The following is a 21,699-nucleotide window of genomic DNA, read 5'->3' on the forward strand; positions in this document are numbered from 1 at the left end:
AGGAATATTTAAACATGGAAAAATCAGCAAAGACAATGGACAAGATTGTTGCTCTGGCAAAGGGAAGAGGCTTTATTTATCCCGGATCTGAGATCTATGGCGGACTGGCGAACACTTGGGACTACGGTAATCTCGGCGTAGAGTTCAAGAACAACGTTAAGAAGGCATGGTGGCAGAAGTTCGTACAGGAGAGCCCATACAACGTAGGCGTAGACTGTGCGATCCTTATGAACCCTCAGACATGGGTTGCTTCAGGACATCTTGGCGGTTTCTCAGATCCTCTTATGGATTGTAAGGAGTGCCACGAGAGATTCAGAGCAGATAAGATCATTGAGGACTTTGCTGCAGAGAATAATATTACTCTTGAGACATCAGTAGACGGATGGTCTCACGAGGAGATGGAGAAGTTCATAAACGATCACAACGTTCCATGCCCATCATGTGGCAAGCATGACTTCACCAGCATCAGAGAGTTCAACCTTATGTTCAAGACATTCCAGGGTGTAACAGAGGATGCCAAGGATACAGTGTATCTTCGTCCCGAGACTGCCCAGGGAATTTTTGTAAACTTCAAGAACGTACAGCGTTCATCACGTAAGAAGGTACCTTTCGGAATCTGCCAGGTAGGTAAGAGTTTCCGTAACGAGATCACTCCCGGTAACTTCACTTTCCGTACAAGAGAGTTCGAGCAGATGGAGCTTGAGTTCTTCTGCAAGCCCGGAACACAGACAGAGTGGTTTGAGTACTGGAGAAAGTTCTGCTATGAGTGGCTTCTTTCTCTCGGAATCAAGAAAGAGAACCTTCGTCTTCGTGACCATGATCCTGAGGAGCTTTCATTCTACTCAGATCACACAACAGATATCGAGTATGCATTCCCATTCACAGAGTGGGGCGAGCTCTGGGGCATTGCTTCAAGAACAGATTACGACCTTACACGTCACCAGGAGACATCAGGCCAGTCTATGGATTACTTCGATGATGAGACAAATGAGAAGTACATCCCTTATGTTGTTGAGCCTTCACTTGGTGCAGACCGTGTAGCTCTTGCATTCCTTTGCGAAGCATACGATGAGGAGAACCTCGGAACAGAAGATAAGCCTGATATGAGAACAGTTCTTCGTTTCCATCCTGCGATCGCACCTGTTAAGATCGGTATCCTTCCACTTTCCAAGAAGCTTAACGAGGGCGCAGAGAAGATCTATGCTCAGCTTTCAAAGAAGTACAACTGCGAGTTTGACGACAGAGGAAACATCGGTAAGAGATATCGCAGACAGGATGAGATCGGAACACCTTTCTGCATTACATATGATTTTGATTCAGAGACAGACGGCAAGGTAACAGTAAGATTCAGGGATTCAATGGAGCAGGAGCGTATTGCCATTGATGAGCTTGAGAGCTTCTTTGCTGATAAGTTTGATTTTTAATGGAGGATTTATGAAACAGTTTACTGCTAATGAGCTTAGAAAGGCTTGGAAGGACTTCTACATCAAGAGGGGCCACGTTGATTGCGGAGCCGTATCACTGGTATCAGACGGTTCCACAGGTGTTATGTTCAACGTTGCAGGAATGCAGCCACTTATGCCTTATCTTTTAGGTAAGAAGCATCCCATGGGAACAAGACTTTGCAACGTTCAGGGATGTGTTCGTACCAATGATATTGATTCCGTTGGTGATAAGAGCCACGGAACCTTCTTCGAGATGATGGGAAGCTGGTCACTTGGTGACTACTTCAAGAAAGAACGTTGCCAGTGGAGCTATGAGCTTCTTACAGAGCTCTTTGGATTCGACAGAGATCACCTTGCTGCAACAGTATTTGCAGGCGATGAGAATGCTCCAAGAGATGAAGAGGGTGCTAAATACCGTATCGAATCAGGATTTAAGCCTGAGAATATATTCTATCTTCCCGCTGAGGATAACTGGTGGGGACTTGAATACGGTCCATGTGGCCCCGACTCTGAGATGTTCTATGTAAAAGACATCCCGGATTGCGGACCTGATTGCGGACCCGGATGCCACTGCGGTAAGTACACAGAGATCGGTAACGACGTATTTATGCAGTATGAGAAGCATCACGACGGTTCCCTTACACCTCTTTCACAGAAGAACGTAGATACAGGATGGGGACTTGAGAGAATCCTTGCATTCCTCAACGGTGTTGATGATGTTTATAAGATCGATCTTCACGCTCCTGTTATCGCATACATTGCAAAAGAGAGCGGAATCGCTTATGAAGCTGACGAGAAGTCAACAAGATCCATGAGAATCCTTGCTGATCACACAAGAACAGCAGTAATGCTCATCGGTGATGAGGCTAAGCTTCTTCCTTCAAACACAGGAGCAGGCTACATCTTAAGAAGACTTATCCGTCGTGCTGTAAGACACGCAAGAGCCCTGGGACTTAAGAAGGAGCAGATCCTCGGAGTAGCAACAATTTACCTTGATGAGTACTCAGAGAGCTATCCTAACCTTGTTAAATACAGAGAGTTCGTATTAAGAGAGCTCGGAAGAGAAATTGATCGTTTCGAGTCAACTCTTGAGAACGGAATGAAAGAGTTTAAGAAGATCCTTGATAAGACTTCATCAGAAGGAAAGAAGACAGTAGACGGAAAAGATGCATTCTTCCTCTATGATACCTTCGGATTCCCTGTAGAGCTCACTGTAGAGCTTGCTGAAGAAGAGGGCTTTACTGTAGATGAGGACGGCTTTGCTAAGGCTATGGAAGAGCAGAAGCAGAAGGCAAGAGATAATCAGAACTTCTCAGCTAACCTCACTACCGGCGCCGGAGTATTCGATTCTCTTAATGAGTCAGTTAAGAGCGAGTTTGTTGGATATACATCTATTACAGCTGACGGCAAGATCGTTGCCATGGCTGATGAGGAGCTTTCAGATGAGCTCACAGCCGGATCAAAGGGCAGCATCATTACAGACGTTACACCTTTCTACGGAACAATGGGTGGACAGGTTGGAGATATCGGTGTGATCGAGGGCGCAAACGGCGCTAAGTTCACAGTAACAGACACCATTCATGTAGCAGGCGGAAGGACAGCTCACGTAGGAGAGGTTACAGAAGGCTCCTTTAAGGTTGGCGATGCTGTTAAGCTCTGCGTAGATGCAGAGAACAGAGCTAAGACCTGCAGAAACCACAGTGCTACTCACCTTCTTCAGAAGGCACTTCAGGAAGTACTCGGTGATCACGTTGAGCAGGCCGGTTCTTACCAGGATCCTGACAAGACAAGATTCGACTTCTCACACCATCAGGCTATGACGGCTGAGGAGATCAAAAAGGTTGAGGATCTTGTAAACGAGAAGATCGCAGCAGCTCTTCCTGTTGTCACAGAAGAAATGACAATGGAAGAAGCCAAGAAGACAGGAGCTATGGCTTTGTTTGGTGAGAAGTACGGCGAGAGAGTCCGCGTAGTCAAGATGGGAGATTTCTCCATAGAGCTCTGCGGTGGTACTCACGTATCAAATACAAGTCATGTAGGTATCTTCAAGATTGTTTCAGAGAGCGGCGTTGCAGCAGGAGTTCGTCGTATCGAAGCTCTCACAGGAAGCAATGCAAGAAATTACTACAGAGATGTTGAGAATAAGCTTGAAGAGGCAGCTAAGGCACTTAAGACAACACCTGCCGATATAAATGACCATATAAAGAAGCTCCAGGAGGAGCTCAAGGCTCTTAAGAGCGAGAACGAGTCCTTAAAGAGTAAGGAAGCTCAGGCAGCTCTCGGAGATGTGGGCGACCAGGTCAAGGAAGTAAAGGGAGTTAAGCTCCTTGCTACATCTGTTAAGGGTGTTGACATGAACGGCCTTAGAGACTTGGGAGACCAGATGAAGACTAAGCTCGGTGAGGGCGTAGTAGTTCTTATCTCTGAGCTTGATGGCAAGGTAAACCTTGTAACCATGGCTACTGACGGAGCAATGGCAAAGGGTGCTCATGCAGGTAACCTCGTTAAGGCAATTGCGCCTAAGGTAGGCGGAGGCGGCGGTGGTCGTCCGAACATGGCTCAGGCCGGCGGCAAGAACCCTGCAGGTATCGCAGATGCCATAGCTGAGGCAGAAAAGATCCTTGGTGAGCAGATAGGATAAAAAGGAAAATGATGGGGCTATTCGATTTACTACAAATTAAGACTCAAAATGAAGACGCCTTTGAAGAAGAATTAAAAGAGCTCGAGACTCAGAAAAAGCACATCATCGAAAAAATCGGTGAGAAGTTTGCTTCTGAGAATCGCTACAATGACATGTCGGGGACACAGTACGAGGAGCTGTTTCATAAGCTTTCGAAAGTTGAGGGTGAAATGGACAGACTCCTTGATGAAGGCCCCATAGACAATGTCCTGAAAGGCGAAGAAAACGAAGGGCAGTATGAAGGAGCATCAAGCAGGAAACTCCAGTTGCGGCTTGTTATCTCCGGAACAGTGCTGTTCGTTGTCGTGTGCCTTGGCATAGGACTGGCTCTTTTGTACAGACAGCCCAAAGTTGACCTTGGAAATGATGAACCGTCTCAGGCAGTTATAGTAGAAGGGCCTGATGCAGCAACAGAAGAGAGCACTGTGGTTTCACCACAGCAACTCATGGAAGAATTTGGCCTGTACAAATCTAACCGTGCCAATTATGAAAACTCTCAGGTGCTTGACTATACCAAGTACAAGAGATATGACTCGGAGATCACCGGATTTTCTTTTAACTATCCATCAGATATCTACAATGATGTGAAGATGGTGAATAATCAGGAAGATGGTGACTTTGGCAAGATCATAAGAAGCATCACGTTCTCCGGATCGGATGGTTCAACAGCTGTTTTTAGCGTCTATGAAAACGGACTTAATTACAAAAAAGACATGGACGCCATGATGGAGAAGGTCATAAGTTCCGAGAAAGACAAGCTCTTTTCACCTGTTGTGGAAAAGAGTCAGATCTCAAAGGAAAAGGATAATGCCATTGTGATCATTACGGCTTACGCCGATGGCGGAGCTGAGGCTGAACGCGTTTATGATCTTTGCAGGATAGAAAACGAAAAAATATATCAGATGAAGCTGACCTATCCAAGACCTGTTGACGAGGAAGAGGATAAGCAGAAGGCATATTATTCCTATGTTCTGTATAACCTTTGCGGATTTAGCGGGGCAGAAGCTGATAAGCTTGAGAGCTTTGATGAGTTTGTTGACGGAAACTATACAAACTTCCAGCCTACTCAGCAGCAGAAGGATATCTTCTGGGGAATCATGGATAACATGGTTACCTCCAGAGACCTCTATGACCAGCAGGGTATGGAGTATGTTGTACCGGTTGGAACCACTAAGGAGCTTGAAGATATACTCTCAAAGGATCCACTGCTTCTTCAGATGTACTTAAAGGCAGGAATCAACAAGGACAATGAAAATATCCAGTCTGAGCGATTCGCCTGCATCGTCGATCAGGGCGATGGTACTAACAAGATGTACCTAAAGAGTGAGATTGGAAAAGAGGAATTTGAGGAGTTTTACAGCAAGGCTGTCGGAGAGAAGAATTTGCTCGGCGGATCCCTTGCATATGCCAAGACCTTTTTCCGTGATATGTTTTCGCTTGAACTAGATGTAAATAGTGTAATGCAGGATAATCCGAGTGTTTATCCGGAAGGTGCTTCACTTTTGTTATACAGTCCAAGTTATAATGAACTGGTATATGCCAGCGGATACGGAAACAGAAACAGAGTAGACGGTCCTGAAGACTATGATTATAACGAAGAGCTACAGTGCTTTGATTATCACTTCGGTCCTGTCTATGAACTTACTCCGGGTGATCTGAACTGGCAACAGAAAAGAGATGAAGAAGATCCCGGAAACGGTATTTATATCGCACATATTCGTCCATATCTGAACAATTCTCTTGGCTTTAAGCTTTTGGGGATTGAGAGAGTGGAATAAAATAACTAAAAGAAATTTAAATTTTCCCTTGACGGAATTTGGGTTTTATGCAATAATATGTGATGTTATGTGAGCAAATGGCTCAAAACATAGCAAATAACCCAATCAGTCATGTACTTAATGGGACTGAAGGGAGGGTAAGAGTAGAGATGTCAACTGTAGTAGTAAAAGAAAACGAGACTTTGGATAGCGCACTGCGTCGTTTTAAGAGAAGTTGCGCAAAGGCTGGTATCCAGCAGGAGATCCGTAAGAGAGAGCACTACGAGAAGCCAAGCGTAAGACGCAAGAAGAAGTCTGAAGCAGCAAGAAAGCGCAAATATAACTAAATCAATTGGAAGGGTCCCTGGATTTTCCGGGGACCTTTTTATGTATCTGCAAAACTCAAAGTACAAATCTGTGCTTAGCTGTGATAAAATACTTTTTGTTACGTTTGAATTGGGATAAGTGCCTATGTTGATTTCTACTATTGTCATAATTGCATTACTGATAGTTTTATCCGGTATTGTCATATATCACGACACTCATAATTTTAAGATTTATGAGTATGAAGTTACTACTGACAAGCTGGATAGGGACTTCGTGTATGTATTTCTGACTGACCTTCACGGATATTTTTACGGGAAGGACAATGAAAAGCTTATAGAAGCTGTTGATAAGATATCGCCGGATGCCATATTCTGCGCGGGTGATATGATCACTGCAACTAAGAACCATCACAATGTTGAGGTGGATTCGGGGCTGCGACTTTTGGAGAATCTTTCATCCAGATATCCCGTATATATCTCAAACGGCAATCACGAGGAGAAGATAAAGACATATAAAGATTCCTTTGGGAATCTCTTTGACAGATATAAGAACAGATTAAAAAGAGCCGGAGCCGTGTATCTTGAAAATGACTCTGTGATGATAGAAGAAACAAACATCAGAGTTACCGGTCTTTGCCTTGACCTTGGCTTTTTTAAGAAGGTTGTTAAAGCCAATATGGAAGATGACTATCTCGATAATCTTTTAGGCCGCGTAAATACTGCTGAGAAGGAGCATTATCAGATACTCATTGCTCATAATCCGATCTATTTTAAAAACTATGCCGACTGGGGAGCTGACCTTGTTCTTTCCGGCCATGTTCACGGCGGGATCATAAGGCTTCCGCTTCTTGGAGGTGTAATATCGCCTGCAATAGCTCTTTTCCCTAAATACGATGCCGGAAAGTATGAGAAGGATGGAAGCACCATGATACTCAGCAGAGGCCTCGGAACTCACACAATTCATGTGAGGATGTTTAATCCGGGTGAGATTTCTGTTATAAAACTACGAGGAAAAAAGAATGTCACTTGAGGTCAAACTTCAGGTGTTTGAAGGCCCCCTTGACCTTCTTATGCACCTGATCGATAAGAATCAGATAGATATTTACGATATTCCCATCGTTACCATTACAGAGCAGTATATGGCATACATTAATGCCATGCAGAGGGAAGACATGGACGTTACCTCTGAATTTCTGGTTATGGCAGCAACGCTTATCGATATTAAATGCAAGATGCTTCTTCCCAAGGAAGTAAATGAGGACGGCGAGGAAGAGGATCCCAGAGCAGAGCTTGTTGAGAAGCTCCTTGAGTACAAGATGTACAAATATATGGCATACGAACTCAGGGACATGCAGATGGATGCCGACATGCAGTGGTTCAGGGCAAAAGACCTGCCTAAGGAAGTCAAGGACTACGAGATGCCCATTGACTTTTCAGACCTTATTGGCGATACAACTCTGACCAAGCTTAATTCAATCTTCCAGGAACTCCTTAAAAGGCAGGAGGATAAGGTGGATCCGATCAGAAGTAAGTTCGGAAACATCGAGAAGGAAGAAATCGACATGGATGCCAAGACTCTTTATATCAAGGCATACATCAGAGAACACGAGAGATTCAGTTTCAGGCAGCTCCTTGAAAAACAGCACAGCAAGACCGAGATCATTGTGACCTTTCTTGTTATGCTTGAGGAGATGAAGCTTGGCGAGATAGAGATCGAGCAGGAGACCACATTCGGCGACATAATAATTACATCCAGAAAGGCAAACTAAGATGACCAGAGAAGAAGGCGCAGCCATCGTTGAGGCTATTCTTTTTACCATGGGAGATTCCGTTGAGATAAATTCCCTTGCCAAGGCAATGGAGGAGGAGCCCAAAAAGGTTAAAGACTATATTGCATATCTGAAAGAGAAATATGAGAAGCAGGACAGCGGAATAGGAATCATTGAGCTTGATAAAGCCGTTCAGCTCTGCACAAAAAAGGAGATGTACGAGTACCTGGTCAAGATTGCCAAGGCACCCAAAAAGGCAGTACTGACCGATTCGCTCATGGAGACCCTTTCCATAATTGCTTACAAGCAGCCTATAACAAGGCTTGAAGTTGAGAAGATCCGCGGCGTTAACAGCGATCATGCAGTCAACAGACTTGTGGAGTTTGGACTGGTTCAGGAGCTTGGAAGGCTCGATGCTCCGGGAAGACCACTTCTGTTCGGAACCACAGAGGAGTTTTTAAGGAGTTTTGGAGTTCGCTCCATCGAAGAACTGCCGGCAATAGGCACTGTACAGGTAGAAGAGTTCAAGGCACAGGCCGAAGCAGAGGTAAATTTAAAACTTGATATTTAAAAACCTAGGGAGAATGTGAATTAATTGGCATTCTCCTCTTTTTTTTGCCGACTTTTGTGATATACTATACTGTGACTAAAGTTGCGGAATTTATGCATAAAAATATATTCATGGAGGTAAACAAATGAGTAGTTCTTCACAAGCGAGTCAAAGAATAAATGCTTTGCTCGATGAAAACAGTTTCGTTGAAATTGGCGCACTTGTGACCGCAAGAAGCACAGATTTCAATCTGAAACAGGAAGAGACACCATCAGACGGTGTAGTAACCGGCTACGGTGTCATTGACGGAAATCTGGTGTATGTATACAGCCAGGATTCGTCTGTACTTGGCGGATCTATTGGTGAGATGCATGCCAAGAAGATCGTTCGTCTTTATGACCTGGCTATTAAGACCGGATCACCTGTTATCGGACTTATCGATTCAGCAGGCCTTCGTCTTCAGGAAGGCAGCGATGCACTCAATGCATTCGGTGAGATTTATCTTAAGCAGGTGGAGGCTTCAGGTGTAGTTCCTCAGATAACAGCTGTCTTTGGAACATGTGGTGGAGGACTTGCTTTAATCCCTTCAATTACAGATTTCACATTCATGGAGTCTGACAAGGCTAAAATGTTTGTCAACTCACCTAACGTACTTGATGGCAACTACAAAGAGAAGCTTGATACATCAAGTGCCAAGTGGCAGAGCGAGAACGCAGGCAACGTTGATGTTGTGGCTGATGAGGCTACAATCTATGCTCAGATCAGAGAGCTCGTTTCACTTCTTCCTTCTAACAACGAAGACGGTGATTCCTATGACGAGTGCACAGATGATCTCAACAGAGCATGCGAGAATCTCGACGGCTACACAGCAGATCCTGCTCTTATCGCAGGTCAGATCGCTGATAACGGTGTATTCTTTGAGACAAAGAGAGACTATGCAAAAGAGATGGTTACAGGTTTTGTTAAGCTTAACGGCTCAACCGTTGGTCTTGTAGGAAACCGTACAGCACTCTTTGACGAGAACGGCAAGGAAGCAGAGAAGTTTGGCGACAAGCTCACAGCTCATGCATGCAACAAGGCAGCTGAGTTCATTAACTTCTGCGATGCTTTTGATATTCCTGTTCTTACACTTACAAACGCAACAGGCTTTGGTTCAACACAGTGTGATGAGAAGCACGTTGCAAAGGCTGCAGGCAAGCTTGTATTTGCCCTTGCAAACGCTACAGTTCCAAAGGTTAACCTTGTAACAGGCAAGGCTTTTGGAAGTGCTTATGTTGTTATGAACTCTAAAGCTCTTGGCGCAGACATCACAATCAGCTGGCCTGATGCTCAGATCGGAACAATGGATGCAAATATCGCAGCCAAGATCATTTGTGACGGTAAGGATGCTGAGACAGTATCCAAGACAGCTACAGAGTATGCTCAGCTTCAGAACAATGTTAAGAGCGCTGCAGCAAGAGGATATGTAGATGAGATCATCGAGCCCGCTGACACAAGAAAGTATGTCATCGGCGCTTTCGAGATGCTTTTTACAAAGAGGGATGAGCGTCCTGCCAAGAAACACGGCACAGTTTAATGAAGGGAGCACTCAGAATGAAGCATAAAATACTTGTTTTGGGACTTGTTATGAGCTGCCTCCTTGGTTTAACAGCCTGTGGAAAAGAAATTACCTACAACACTGTTGAGGGTAGCAGATACAATCCCGAAGAATTCAACCAGGATTTCATGGCTAATTATGCCAACATATTCGAGGACAGGTTATTCGAACAGTGGTATCTTCGCGACATAACCCCAGAGAACTTCGAGAAGGAGCTGTACTTTGATATAGCTACAAGTCAGCAGGGCGGAACAATCACCTATGACGATGACTTCTTTGAGGTTTGCAGATCCGGATATGATAGCTGGTATAAGGCTATTAAGGATATCGGATTTACTTCAAAAGACACACTTGCTGATGAAGTAAAGGTAACCGATACAACCTACTACATCAATGATGACGGCGTTCTTGTACTTGACGCCACAGTTACAGGAACCAAGCACTCCGCTCTTATGGAGATGTATTTAAACAACAGTGGTCTTCCTACAGACGTAGGTATCACAGTCAACAAGACCACAGGAGAGAAGCTTGAGAATGCCGGACTTAACACCCTTCTCGGAATGGGAATGGCATTCGCAGTACTTATCATTATTTCTCTTATAATTTCATTGTTCCCGCTTATCTCCGGAACAGGCAGAAAGAAGAAAGAGAGCGATAAGGAAATTGCCCAGAAGGCAATGGATAATACAATCACTCAGATTGCTGACAAAGAGGATCTTTCCTCTGACGCTGAGCTGGTTGCAGTTATTGCAGCAGCTATCGCAGCATATGAGGGAAGCGCATCTACAGATGGCTTCACAGTAAGATCTATCAGAAAAGTAAATTCAAAATGGAAGAATAACAGATAAGCTTTGGGCTTTGAAAGGAGAAACAATGAAGAACTATACAATAACCGTTAACGGAAACGTATATGATGTAACAGTAGAGGAAGGCGCAGGCGGAGCAGCTCCCGTAGCAAGAGCAGCAGCTCCCGCTCCTAAGGCTCCTGCAGCTCCTGCTAAGAAGGCCAGCGCAGGCGCAGGTTCTATCAAGATCGAGGCAGGTGCAGCAGGTAAGGTTCTCAGAATCGATGCTAACGTTGGCGCTTCAGTTAAGAAGGGCGACACAGTTGTTACTCTTGAGTCTATGAAGATGGAGATCCCTATGGTAGCTCCTCAGGACGGAACAGTAGCAAGCATTGATGTTGCTGCAGGTGATGCAGTAGAGGCAGGAAGAGTACTTGCAACTCTCAACTGATAAGGTCAGAGAAACTTAAAGTTTGAAAAAACAGAAAGAGGATACGAATGGATTACATAGTTAATACATTATCTAATCTCTGGCAACAGACAGCCTTTACAACAATGGAGCCGGGCAACTACATCATGATCGTGGTAGCGCTCGTGTTCTTGTACCTGGCCATTGCCAAGGGATTTGAACCTTTGCTTTTGGTACCGATTTCTTTCGGTATGCTTCTTGTAAATATTTATCCTGAAATCATGGCAGAGCCGGCAAATGGTGCAGCCGGTGGACTTCTCCATTATTTCTATATCTTGGATGAGTGGGCTATTCTTCCTTCACTTATTTTCATGGGTGTAGGTGCTATGACAGACTTTGGTCCGCTTATTGCCAATCCTATCAGCTTCCTTATGGGAGCCGGAGCTCAGTTTGGTATCTTCTCAGCTTACTTCATGGCCATCGCATTTGGCTTTAATGATCAGCAGGCTGCAGCAGTATCAATCATCGGAGGAGCAGATGGTCCTACATCTATCTTCCTTGCATCCAAGCTCCACCAGACATCAATCCTTGGACCTATCGCCGTTGCAGCTTACTCTTACATGGCTCTGGTTCCAATGATTCAGCCACCTATCATGAAGGCTCTTACAACACAGAAGGAAAGAACCATCAGAATGCAGCAGCTTAGAGAGGTTTCCAAGCTTGAGAAGATTCTTTTCCCTGTAATCGTTACTATCGTTGTATGCATGATCCTTCCTACAACAGCACCTCTTATCGGTATGCTGATGCTCGGTAACCTCTTCAGAGAGTCAGGCGTTGTTCGTCAGCTCCAGGAGACAGCATCAAACGCACTTATGTACATCGTAGTTATCCTTCTTGGAACATCAGTTGGTGCTACAACAAGTGCTGAGGCATTCCTCAACAAGACAACTCTTATCATCGTTGTTCTTGGACTTATCGCTTTTGCATTTGGTACTGCAGCAGGATGTCTCTTAGGTAAGCTCCTGTGCTTTATTACCAAGGGCAAGATCAATCCGCTCATCGGTTCCGCAGGTGTTTCAGCCGTACCTATGGCTGCCCGTGTATCACAGAAGGTTGGTGCAGAGTATGATCCATCCAACTTCCTGCTCATGCATGCGATGGGACCTAACGTTGCCGGAGTTATCGGTACTGCCGTAGTAGCAGGTACCTTCATGGCCGTCTTCGGCGTTTAAGATTTAGATAATAATTATCTTAGAAAGGATATTAGATATGGCAGAATTAGAGAGAAAACCAGTTCGCATCAATGAGACCGTTCTGCGTGACGCTCATCAGTCTCTGATCGCAACCAGAATGCCTACAGAGAAGATGCTTCCAATCATCGATACAATGGATAAGGTTGGATACAATGCTGTTGAGTGCTGGGGCGGTGCTACATTCGATGCTTCAATGAGATTCCTTAAGGAAGATCCATGGGAGAGACTTCGTAAGCTCAGGGCAGGATTTAAGAACACCAAGCTTCAGATGCTTCTTCGTGGACAGAACATCCTTGGATACAAGCATTATCCCGATGACGTAGTTGAGTACTTCGTACAGAAGTCAATCGCTAACGGTATCGATATCATCCGTATTTTCGACTGTCTGAATGACCTTCGTAACCTTGAGGCTTCAGTTAAGGCCTGCAAGAAGGAAGGCGGACATGCTCAGATCGCTCTTGCATACACCCTTGGTGATGCTTATACAGAAGAGTACTGGATGAACATTGCAAAAGATATCGAGAACATGGGTGCAGATTCAATCTGTATCAAGGATATGGCAGGACTTCTTCTTCCTTACGAGGCAGAAAAGCTTGTTAAGGCTCTTAAGAGAGCAACCAAGCTTCCTATCGACCTTCACACACATTACACCTCAGGTGTTGCCAGCATGACATACATGAAGGCTGCTGAGGCAGGTGTTGATATCATCGACTGTGCTATTTCACCTTTCGCTCTTGGTACATCACAGCCTGCTACAGAGGTTATGGTTGAGGCCTTCAAGGGACAGCCTTTCGAGACAGGACTTGATCAGAAGGTTCTTGCTGAGATTGCTGATTACTTCAGACCTTACAGAGAAGAGTGCCTTGCAAGCGGACTTCTTGATCCTAAGGTTCTTGGTGTTAACATCAAGACTCTTATGTATCAGGTTCCCGGCGGAATGCTTTCCAACATGGTTAGCCAGCTCAAGGAGCAGAATGCAAGCGACAAGTACACAACAGTGCTTGAGGAGATTCCTCGTGTTCGTAAGGACTTCGGTGAGCCACCTCTTGTTACACCTTCATCACAGATCGTTGGTACTCAGGCCGTTATGAACGTACTTATGGGCGAGAGATACAAGGTTGCTACTGACCAGACTAAGGACCTCCTTGCAGGTGCTTATGGTAAGACTATCAAGCCTTTCAACCCTGAAGTTCAGAAGAAGATCATCGGCGACAGAGAGGTTATCACATGCAGACCTGCTGATAAGCTCGAGCCCGGACTTCCTGGTTTCGAGAAGGAAGTTGCTCAGTGGAAGGAGCAGGATGAGGACGTTCTCTCATATGCACTGTTCCCTCAGGTTGCTACAGACTTCTTCAAGTATCGTGCAGCTCAGAAAGATAAGGTTGATATTACAGCAGCTGATACTAAGAACGGAGCTTACCCCGTATAATTTGGCTTTTGCCTTATAGAGAATAAAAAAGATGAAATTTTGTTACGCTTGCGTACAAAATTTCATCTTTTTTTATTCTTTGCACCCCTCAGTAGTGGTAAAATAGTATTATGGACGAGATTAGAAGACACGCAAAGCCTAAAAAGCCAGTAGAAATCGGCGAAAGCGCACCCAGAGAGCTCAGAAAAGCAGATGTGGGAAGGCAGCTCCTTGCCCTTAATGAGGTAAACGGCTACAGGATCAGACCCGGCTTCTACAACATAAATGGCGCCACCATGCTTACTGATGGCGTTAATTTTACTGCCTATTCCAACGGGGCAACGTCTATAACTCTTCTTTTGTACAAAAGAGGCGAAATAAAGCCCTTTGTGCAGATTCCTTTCCCGGAGAGCTACAGGATAGGTAAAGTGTATTCAATGATCGTTTTTGGCCTTGATATTGAAAATCTCGAGTACTCCTACAGTGTTGACGGACCCTGGGAGCCGGAGAAAGGTCTTTTGTTCGATAAGAATCATCTGCTGCTGGATCCGTTTGCAAAGGCTGTTTCAGGCCAGAGGATATGGGGACAGAATCCAAATCGCGACGGAGCCTACAGGGCAAGGGTGGTTAGAGATAACTTTGAGTGGAATGATACCAATTCACTGGGAATCCCCATGTGCGACTCCGTTATCTACGAGATGCATGTAAGGGGCTTTACCATGGACCCATCATCGGGAGTTAAGTTCAGAGGAACCTTTGACGGCATCAAACAGAAGGTAGAATACTTAAAGAGACTTGGTATAACAGCCGTTGAGCTGATGCCAATCTTTGAGTTTGATGAGACCAGAGACAAGAGAGAGGTAAACGGAAAAACGCTCCTTGACTACTGGGGATATAACACCATCAGCTTTTTTGCACCAAATACCAGCTACGCTTCTCAGAGTGAGTACAACAAAGAGGGCGTTGAACTTAAGCATATGATAAAGACCCTTAAGGATAACGGAATTGAGGTTATCCTTGATGTTGTGTTCAATCACACGGCTGAGGGCAATGAAAACGGCCCGTTTATCTCATTTAAGGGCTTTGATAACAATATTTACTATCTGCTGACTCCTTACGGGCAGTACTACAACTTTAGTGGATGCGGAAATACCATGAACTGTAACCATCCTATGGTGCAGGAATTCATCGTTGAGTGCCTCAGATACTGGGTTGAGGAATATCGTGTGGACGGATTCAGATTCGATCTTGCAAGTATCCTCGGAAGAGATCAGGACGGAGCTCCCATGGAGAAGCCTCCGCTTATCCAGAGGCTTGCGTATGACCCGATTCTTGGAAATGTTAAGCTTATTGCGGAAGCCTGGGATGCAGGCGGAATGTATCAGGTTGGTAACTTCCCTGCCTGGAAGAGATGGGCTGAGTGGAACGGCAAGTACAGGGATGATATCAGATCCTACCTGAAGGGCGATATCTGGTCAGCACCTGAAGCAGTCAAGAGAATTACAGGTTCCATGGACCTTTACGGCGGATCGTACCTTGGATACGATTCTTCGGTTAATTTCATAACCTGTCACGACGGCTTTACTCTCTATGACCTGTATTCTTATAACAACAAGCACAATGAGGATAACGGCTGGAATAACACGGACGGAGCCAACGACAACAGAAGCTGGAACTGCGGATGCGAGGGTGAAACCGATGATCCGTCGGTTAATGACCTCAGATTCAGGATGATGAGAAATGCCATAACTGTGCTTATGTGCAGCAGAGGAACCCCGATGATCTATGCCGGGGATGAATTTGGCAACACACAGTTTGGCAATAACAATGCATATTGTCAGGACAATGAGATAAGCTGGCTCAACTGGGATCTTCTTGATAAGAACAAGAACTTCTTTGATTTCTACAGGAATATGATCCAGTTCAGGAGAAAGCACCCCTGTATAAGAAAAGAGCTAAGGCCGGCTCAGTGCGGATATCCATCAATTTCCGTGCATACAGAGAATCCTGACCACGGCAATATCACCAAGGACTCCAGAGTTATCTGCGTGAGATTTGCCGGTTACATCAAGAAAAAAGGACATGATGATATCGTATATCTTGCAATAAATGCTTACTGGGAAGATATACAGATGATGCTTCCAAATCCTCCGGAAGGAGCTTTCTGGGCTCTTTGCGTGGATACCGGAGATGAGGGTGGCAAGTATTTTTACAACAGACCAAAGCCTATGACATGGCGCAACAAGACCCTTAAGGCCAGAAGTGTTAATGTATTCATAGCATCTTACGGAGCTGAATATGGCGGCTGATGAAGGAAAAGGCAAAGAAAAGTTTATAGTTGGCGGGTATGAGTTTTTATCAGAAAACGACGCACAGAAAGCGTCAATGGACCTATCAAAGATAAATCTTCTTGAGGCAAGGGTCAAGGCATCAAGACCTGTCGATATAAAAGCCGTTTATGAGAAATCAATTGAAAATAAGATATTCAAGACTCCCATAGGCTGGGAATATCTGGTAGGGCTAAGGCACAAACTCCTTGAGAGCGGTTATAAGGAGGAAGATCTGATCCCTATCCCTTTGAATGTTTCCATGACAAGGCACTCCGCCATGGACAGCCTTAATGTGAAGCAGAGAATCCTGCCTCAGGAACCCAAAAAGGAAGCAAATTTTAAGACCATCTTCTCGATAATCCTGAACATTGTGCTGCTTATTCTGATTGGGGTGATGTTCTATATTACCGTCACTGCGGAGACCGATAACATCATAAATTACAGGAAAAACATCACAAATCGCTACGCCGGATGGGAACAGGAGCTTTCTGACAGGGAAAAAGCCGTCAGGGAAGCGGAAAAAAGACTTGGCATTGAAGGTACGAAAGGCTATGATGAGGATACAGGAACAAATTAGACAGGAGGAAACCTTCAGTGGACGATTTAAAGATACTTGTAGTAGATGACGAGAGCAGAATGAGAAAGCTTGTAAAGGACTTTCTTACAAAGGACGGATACATTGTCCTTGAGGCTGAGGATGGCCAGCAGGCCCTTGATACATTCTATGCTGACAAAGATATAGCACTTATTATTCTTGATGTAATGATGCCAAAGAGAGACGGCTGGGAGGTATGCAGAGAGATAAGGACAACTTCAAAGGTACCGATCATCATGCTGACAGCCAAAGCCGAAGAGAGGGATGAACTTCTTGGTTTTGAACTTGGTGTTGATGAGTATATTTCAAAGCCCTTTAGCCCAAAGATCCTGGCAGCAAGAGTTTCGGCAATCCTTAGAAGAACCACAGGCAAGTCTGTAAATGAAAAAGTTTTAGAGGAAAACGGAATTGTCCTGAATAAAGTTGCACACAGCGTTTTGGTAGATGGAAAAGAAGTTGAGCTCAGCTACAAGGAATTTGAGCTTTTAACTTACTTCTTTGAGAACAAGGGAGTTGCTCTTTCCCGTGAAAAGATACTTAACAACGTTTGGAACTACGACTATTTTGGTGATGCGCGTACCATTGATACCCATGTTAAAAAGCTCAGAGGAAAGCTCGGCGATAAGGGCGAGATGATCAAGACCATCTGGGGTATGGGCTATAAGTTCGAGGCATGAGTACCAAATGAAAAAGAAAAAGATCCATTCGCTGAGATTTGAGATTAGTGCTGTATTCATCGGCATTATGGTAGGCACATTTCTGATGTGCCTTGTTGTTAACCTCTTCTTTATGGAGAAGTTTTATATCCAGAACAAGAGAGAAGCCATTATAGCTGCCTACAGGAGTATATCTCAGGCCATAGGAAGCGGAGACATTACCTCTGAAGAATTCGATGTTGAAATCTATCATATCTGCGAGAGATACAACATCGAGATGATAGTACTGGATGCTGATTCAAAGACACTTAAGACATCCAGTAACAATGCTGAGCTCCTTGCAAAGGTTTTGTGGGATAACATGATAAGCTCTGCAACAGGAATGGCCAGCGATATGTCCGACAGGACAATAATAGATTACGGAGATGACTATACTCTTCAGATCACTGTGGATAAGGGGACAGGCAGACAATACCTGGAGATGTGGGGCATTGTCGGAAACGGAAATCTGGTTCTTGTAAGGACCACTATGGAGAGTATCAGAGACAACGTTAGCATATCCAACACTTTTATGGTATATGTAGCGCTGATTGCCATCGTTGTTGGTTCTGTCCTTATTCTCTATATTTGTAAAAAAGTAACTGACCCAATCAAGAGGCTCTATTACATCTCAGATGACATGAAAAAGCTTAATTTCGAAGCTAAATATGTACCTGAGAATGAATACCGAAACGAGATAGATGTTCTGGGGCAGAACATGAATGAGCTTTCTGAGACCCTTGAGTCAAACATCAAGGAACTCAAGAATGCCAATATTGCTCTAAAGAGGGATATCGCCCGCAAGGAAGAAATTGATACCATGAGAAAAGAGTTCCTCTCAAACGTATCACATGAGCTCAAGACTCCCATTGCTCTTATACAGGGCTATGCAGAGGGACTTAAGGAAGGTATTAACGACGACGAGGAGAGCAGGAACTTTTACTGTGAAGTAATCATGGATGAAGCATCCAAGATGAACATCATGGTCAAGAAGCTCCTTACACTTAATCAGCTTGAGTTTGGCAATGAGAGCGCCAATATGGAGCGTTTTGACATTGTCGATATGGTGACCAATTACCTTAAATCCGCATCCATGCTGGCTAAGCAGAAGGATGTAACCGTTAAATTCGGTGATTATCCGCCGATATTTGTATGGGGAGATGAATTCAAGATTGAGGAAGTGCTGCAGAACTACTACAGCAACGCCATCAACCACATAGACGGAGAGAAGGTGATCGAGGTCAAGATCACCACAACTGAGGATAATCATGTAAGAGTATCCGTCTTTAATACGGGAGAACCTATTCCTGAGGACAGCATAGATCATATCTGGGAGAAGTTCTACAAGGTAGATAAGGCAAGGACAAGAGAATACGGAGGAAGCGGAGTAGGACTTTCGATTGTTAAGGCTATTATGGAAGGTATGCACCAGAAATACGGTGTCATAAATTACGATAATGGTGTGGAATTCTATTTTGAACTGGAGACAAAATAGTATGATGAAAAAAAGGTATTTGCAGGCGGTACTAATAGTTATGACAACGCTCATGATGACAGGATGCGGATCGAAATTTCCGGATCTGACTGAGGAGCAGTATAAACAGACTGTGGAATATGCTGCAGGTCTTTTGATGAAGTATTCAAATAACGGCCAGGAGCGACTGGTTGTTGTGGATGCAAAAGAGGTCCTTAAAGAAAGGCAGAAAGAAGCTGCAAGGGCTGCTGAGATAGAACTTGCAAAAGAACAGGCAGCCAAGAACAGTCAAAAAGACCAGGCTCCTGCGCAGGTACAAGAGCCAGAACCTGCATTAGAGAAGACAGAGCCTGAAGGACAGGAGCTTACAACAGATCCTGATGCTATGACTGAGGGCACAGAAGCTACTGAAGGCGATAGCAGTGAAGAAGCAACAGAAGTATCAGATCCCAATGCAATAACCTTATCATCTGATGAGTCACAGGAGATCATGCCTGATATCTTCTTGTCATATCAGGGCTATTCAGTATCCAGTACATATCCCGAGAGTTCAAAGAGCTATGTAGTAAATGCAGATAAGAGCAAAAGGCTTTTAGTGCTTCGCTTTGATCTCTATAACGGCTCAGATACAGAAAAGAGTGTTAATCTTATTCCGCTTGGACTTAGCTTTAAGATAATCTTAAACGGCAAGGATATTGGCTATTCATCGGTTACTTTCCTTCCTAATGACCTCTCATCATACTCCGGGAATATAGATTCCAGGGCACACGAGAGCGTTGTGGTCCTCACGCAGATAAGTGAAAAGGAAGCAACTAAGATAGAGAGTCTTGGAATGATCGCAACTATCAGGGGAGAAACTCAGACGATAGTTCTTAAATAAAACGGAGAATACAATGATCAAGATACTTTCAGACAGCACATGTGACCTCTCACCCGAGTTGATCAAGAAATATGACATAGGTATTATTCCTTTGTATGTAAGACTCGGAGAAGACGAGTATTTGGACGGAGTTAATATCACTCCCGACGACATCTATAAGTGGTCCGACGAGACGGAGAAAACGCCGGGAACGGCTGCTCCAAGCGTTAATGACATCATGAATATCCTGAAGACTTATGATGCGGACGACTATATTATCTTTACAATCTCAGCCTCCATGTCCTCATGCTACAGCAATTGTATGCTGGCAGCTGAGGAACTTGCCATGGAGGATCATATTCATGTAATAAATTCCAAAAATCTTTCAACAGGAATAGGACTTCTGATAATTGAAGCTGCGCAGATGGCGGAAAGCGGCAAAAGTGCAGCGGAGATTACAGACAATATAGAAAAGCTGATTCCCCGCGTAAGGGCCAGCTTTGTTGTTGAGACCCTTACATATCTTTACAGAGGCGGCAGATGCTCAGGTGTTGCAGCTTATTTTGGCAACGCTCTAAAGCTCCACCCCAGGATCGCTGTAGTTGACGGAGGAATGAGGCCTGAGAATAAGTACAGGGGATTTCCTCAGAAGTATATAAGCGACTATGTAAAAGACATGGAAGATGCCCTAAAGAGTGCTAAACCTGAGCGAGTATTCATAACTCATTCCGGATGCAGCCCCGAACTTGTAATTATGGTAAAAGACTACCTCACAAAAATGGAACGATTCGGAGAAATCTTAGAGACAAGAGCAGGCAGCGTTGTTTCATCGCACTGCGGACCGGGAACACTTGGCGTCCTGTTTATAGATAAGGAGCAGGAGTAATATTTACGCTTTGTTTATACTTTGAGGAACTTATGGCGATGAAAGGCGATTTTGCAGACCTTGTTTCAAGACAGCTCCTTGAAAATGAAGTCAGTGCATAAGAAATTCAAAAAAAGTTGTGGCTCGAAAACAGCGTGGTTGCGCCGTTTTTTTGTTTTAAATATAAAAAATTTAAAAAAATTTGAAAATTGTTGTTGACATCTTTTTTGGCGGGTGATATAGTTAGATTCGTTGCGGCGCTGATGAATAAAAAACAGCGAAAACGCAGCACTGGAGCAGATTCTAAGCTCCTGCACCTTGACAAATAAACAGTAATGCAACCCTGAAAAATTCCAAGAGAATTATTCAGAAGTAACAAACCAAAAGTAATAACGGACAGAACGAAAAGCTAACGTTTTAGTTCTGGCTGGAATTGAACTTATTTTAACGTGAGAGTTCGATCCTGGCTCAGGATGAACGCTGGCGGCGTGCCTAACACATGCAAGTCGAACGGAGATTAGACGCTGACGAGACTTCGGTCAAATCTTGTTTAATCTTAGTGGCGGACGGGTGAGTAACGCGTGGGCAACCTGCCTCATACTGGGGGATAGCAGTTGGAAACGACTGATAATACCGCATAAGCGCACAACATCGCATGATCCAGTGTGAAAAACTCCGGTGGTATGAGATGGGCCCGCGTCAGATTAGCTAGTTGGTAAGGTAACGGCTTACCAAGGCGACGATCTGTAGCCGGACTGAGAGGTCGGACGGCCACATTGGGACTGAGACACGGCCCAAACTCCTACGGGAGGCAGCAGTGGGGGATATTGCACAATGGAGGAAACTCTGATGCAGCGACGCCGCGTGAGTGAAGAAGTATTTCGGTATGTAAAGCTCTATCA

The 21,699-nt window shown here is 44.5% G+C and carries 18 protein-coding genes and 1 rRNA gene; all 19 read left to right on the forward strand.

Annotated elements, in window-relative coordinates:
- Positions 1–14: 14 nt before the first annotated feature.
- Positions 15–1,424 (forward strand): glycine--tRNA ligase, encoded by a 1,410-nt coding sequence (locus G633_RS0114590; RefSeq protein WP_022766909.1) that lies wholly within the window; start codon positions 15–17, stop codon positions 1,422–1,424.
- Between the two features lie 10 nt (positions 1,425–1,434).
- Positions 1,435–4,086, forward strand: coding sequence for an alanine--tRNA ligase (alaS, locus tag G633_RS0114595; RefSeq protein WP_022770459.1), 2,652 nt, complete (start codon positions 1,435–1,437; stop codon positions 4,084–4,086).
- An 8-nt stretch (positions 4,087–4,094) separates the two neighbouring features.
- On the forward strand, positions 4,095–5,903 hold the full coding sequence (locus G633_RS0114600) for a hypothetical protein (protein ID WP_155828911.1): 1,809 nt from the start codon (positions 4,095–4,097) through the stop codon (positions 5,901–5,903).
- Between the two features lie 149 nt (positions 5,904–6,052).
- On the forward strand, positions 6,053–6,229 hold the full coding sequence (rpsU, locus tag G633_RS0114605) for a 30S ribosomal protein S21 (RefSeq protein ID WP_013280615.1): 177 nt from the start codon (positions 6,053–6,055) through the stop codon (positions 6,227–6,229).
- 124 nt (positions 6,230–6,353) lie between these two features.
- Positions 6,354–7,238 (forward strand): metallophosphoesterase, encoded by an 885-nt coding sequence (locus G633_RS0114610; RefSeq protein WP_022770462.1) that lies wholly within the window; start codon positions 6,354–6,356, stop codon positions 7,236–7,238.
- Entirely contained in the window at positions 7,228–7,977 is a 750-nt protein-coding gene (locus G633_RS0114615; protein WP_022770463.1) for a segregation and condensation protein A, read from the forward strand. Before G633_RS0114610 ends, G633_RS0114615 begins: the two co-directional genes overlap by 11 nt.
- A 1-nt stretch (position 7,978) precedes the next feature.
- Positions 7,979–8,548 (forward strand): SMC-Scp complex subunit ScpB, encoded by a 570-nt coding sequence (scpB, locus tag G633_RS0114620; RefSeq protein WP_022770464.1) that lies wholly within the window; start codon positions 7,979–7,981, stop codon positions 8,546–8,548.
- Positions 8,549–8,672: 124 nt separating this feature from the next.
- Positions 8,673–10,103, forward strand: coding sequence for an acyl-CoA carboxylase subunit beta (locus tag G633_RS0114625; RefSeq protein WP_022770466.1), 1,431 nt, complete (start codon positions 8,673–8,675; stop codon positions 10,101–10,103).
- A 17-nt stretch (positions 10,104–10,120) separates the two neighbouring features.
- On the forward strand, positions 10,121–10,972 hold the full coding sequence (locus G633_RS19510; RefSeq protein WP_196802302.1) for an OadG family transporter subunit: 852 nt from the start codon (positions 10,121–10,123) through the stop codon (positions 10,970–10,972).
- A 25-nt stretch (positions 10,973–10,997) separates the two neighbouring features.
- Positions 10,998–11,360, forward strand: a complete 363-nt coding sequence (locus G633_RS0114635) for an acetyl-CoA carboxylase biotin carboxyl carrier protein subunit (protein WP_022770468.1) — start codon at positions 10,998–11,000, stop codon at positions 11,358–11,360.
- Between the two features lie 47 nt (positions 11,361–11,407).
- Positions 11,408–12,550 (forward strand): sodium ion-translocating decarboxylase subunit beta, encoded by a 1,143-nt coding sequence (locus G633_RS0114640; protein ID WP_022770470.1) that lies wholly within the window; start codon positions 11,408–11,410, stop codon positions 12,548–12,550.
- Between the two features lie 37 nt (positions 12,551–12,587).
- Entirely contained in the window at positions 12,588–14,000 is a 1,413-nt protein-coding gene (locus G633_RS0114645) for an oxaloacetate decarboxylase subunit alpha (RefSeq protein WP_026520364.1), read from the forward strand.
- Positions 14,001–14,110: 110 nt separating this feature from the next.
- Positions 14,111–16,288, forward strand: coding sequence for a glycogen debranching protein GlgX (glgX, locus tag G633_RS0114650; RefSeq protein ID WP_022770473.1), 2,178 nt, complete (start codon positions 14,111–14,113; stop codon positions 16,286–16,288).
- The gene (locus G633_RS19515) at positions 16,278–16,886 is read left to right on the forward strand and encodes a hypothetical protein (RefSeq protein WP_022770474.1); all 609 of its coding nucleotides are present in this window, start codon (positions 16,278–16,280) and stop codon (positions 16,884–16,886) included. The genes glgX and G633_RS19515 overlap by 11 nt, the downstream gene beginning before the upstream one ends.
- Before the next feature lie 17 nt (positions 16,887–16,903).
- The gene (locus G633_RS0114660) at positions 16,904–17,581 is read left to right on the forward strand and encodes a response regulator transcription factor (RefSeq protein WP_022770475.1); all 678 of its coding nucleotides are present in this window, start codon (positions 16,904–16,906) and stop codon (positions 17,579–17,581) included.
- 7 nt (positions 17,582–17,588) lie between these two features.
- Positions 17,589–19,094 (forward strand): sensor histidine kinase, encoded by a 1,506-nt coding sequence (locus G633_RS0114665; RefSeq protein ID WP_026520365.1) that lies wholly within the window; start codon positions 17,589–17,591, stop codon positions 19,092–19,094.
- Position 19,095: 1 nt separating this feature from the next.
- Positions 19,096–19,953, forward strand: coding sequence for a hypothetical protein (locus G633_RS0114670; RefSeq protein WP_026520366.1), 858 nt, complete (start codon positions 19,096–19,098; stop codon positions 19,951–19,953).
- A 13-nt stretch (positions 19,954–19,966) separates the two neighbouring features.
- The gene (locus tag G633_RS0114675) at positions 19,967–20,818 is read left to right on the forward strand and encodes a DegV family protein (RefSeq protein ID WP_026520367.1); all 852 of its coding nucleotides are present in this window, start codon (positions 19,967–19,969) and stop codon (positions 20,816–20,818) included.
- A 424-nt stretch (positions 20,819–21,242) separates the two neighbouring features.
- A 16S ribosomal RNA gene (locus G633_RS0114680) occupies positions 21,243–21,699 on the forward strand; the annotation flags it as partial.

The organism is Butyrivibrio sp. FCS006 (assembly GCF_000424525.1).
In the GTDB taxonomy this organism is placed as follows: Bacteria; Bacillota; Clostridia; order Lachnospirales; family Lachnospiraceae; genus Butyrivibrio.

Coding starts and splice junctions, on each gene's coding strand:
- G633_RS0114590 (WP_022766909.1), top strand. CDS start 15: ATGGAAAAATCAGCAAAGACAATGGACAAGATTGTTGCTCTGGCAAAG.
- alaS (WP_022770459.1), top strand. CDS start 1,435: ATGAAACAGTTTACTGCTAATGAGCTTAGAAAGGCTTGGAAGGACTTC.
- G633_RS0114600 (WP_155828911.1), top strand. CDS start 4,095: ATGATGGGGCTATTCGATTTACTACAAATTAAGACTCAAAATGAAGAC.
- rpsU (WP_013280615.1), top strand. CDS start 6,053: ATGTCAACTGTAGTAGTAAAAGAAAACGAGACTTTGGATAGCGCACTG.
- G633_RS0114610 (WP_022770462.1), top strand. CDS start 6,354: ATGTTGATTTCTACTATTGTCATAATTGCATTACTGATAGTTTTATCC.
- G633_RS0114615 (WP_022770463.1), top strand. CDS start 7,228: ATGTCACTTGAGGTCAAACTTCAGGTGTTTGAAGGCCCCCTTGACCTT.
- scpB (WP_022770464.1), top strand. CDS start 7,979: ATGACCAGAGAAGAAGGCGCAGCCATCGTTGAGGCTATTCTTTTTACC.
- G633_RS0114625 (WP_022770466.1), top strand. CDS start 8,673: ATGAGTAGTTCTTCACAAGCGAGTCAAAGAATAAATGCTTTGCTCGAT.
- G633_RS19510 (WP_196802302.1), top strand. CDS start 10,121: ATGAAGCATAAAATACTTGTTTTGGGACTTGTTATGAGCTGCCTCCTT.
- G633_RS0114635 (WP_022770468.1), top strand. CDS start 10,998: ATGAAGAACTATACAATAACCGTTAACGGAAACGTATATGATGTAACA.
- G633_RS0114640 (WP_022770470.1), top strand. CDS start 11,408: ATGGATTACATAGTTAATACATTATCTAATCTCTGGCAACAGACAGCC.
- G633_RS0114645 (WP_026520364.1), top strand. CDS start 12,588: ATGGCAGAATTAGAGAGAAAACCAGTTCGCATCAATGAGACCGTTCTG.
- glgX (WP_022770473.1), top strand. CDS start 14,111: ATGGACGAGATTAGAAGACACGCAAAGCCTAAAAAGCCAGTAGAAATC.
- G633_RS19515 (WP_022770474.1), top strand. CDS start 16,278: ATGGCGGCTGATGAAGGAAAAGGCAAAGAAAAGTTTATAGTTGGCGGG.
- G633_RS0114665 (WP_026520365.1), top strand. CDS start 17,589: ATGAAAAAGAAAAAGATCCATTCGCTGAGATTTGAGATTAGTGCTGTA.
- G633_RS0114670 (WP_026520366.1), top strand. CDS start 19,096: ATGATGAAAAAAAGGTATTTGCAGGCGGTACTAATAGTTATGACAACG.
- G633_RS0114675 (WP_026520367.1), top strand. CDS start 19,967: ATGATCAAGATACTTTCAGACAGCACATGTGACCTCTCACCCGAGTTG.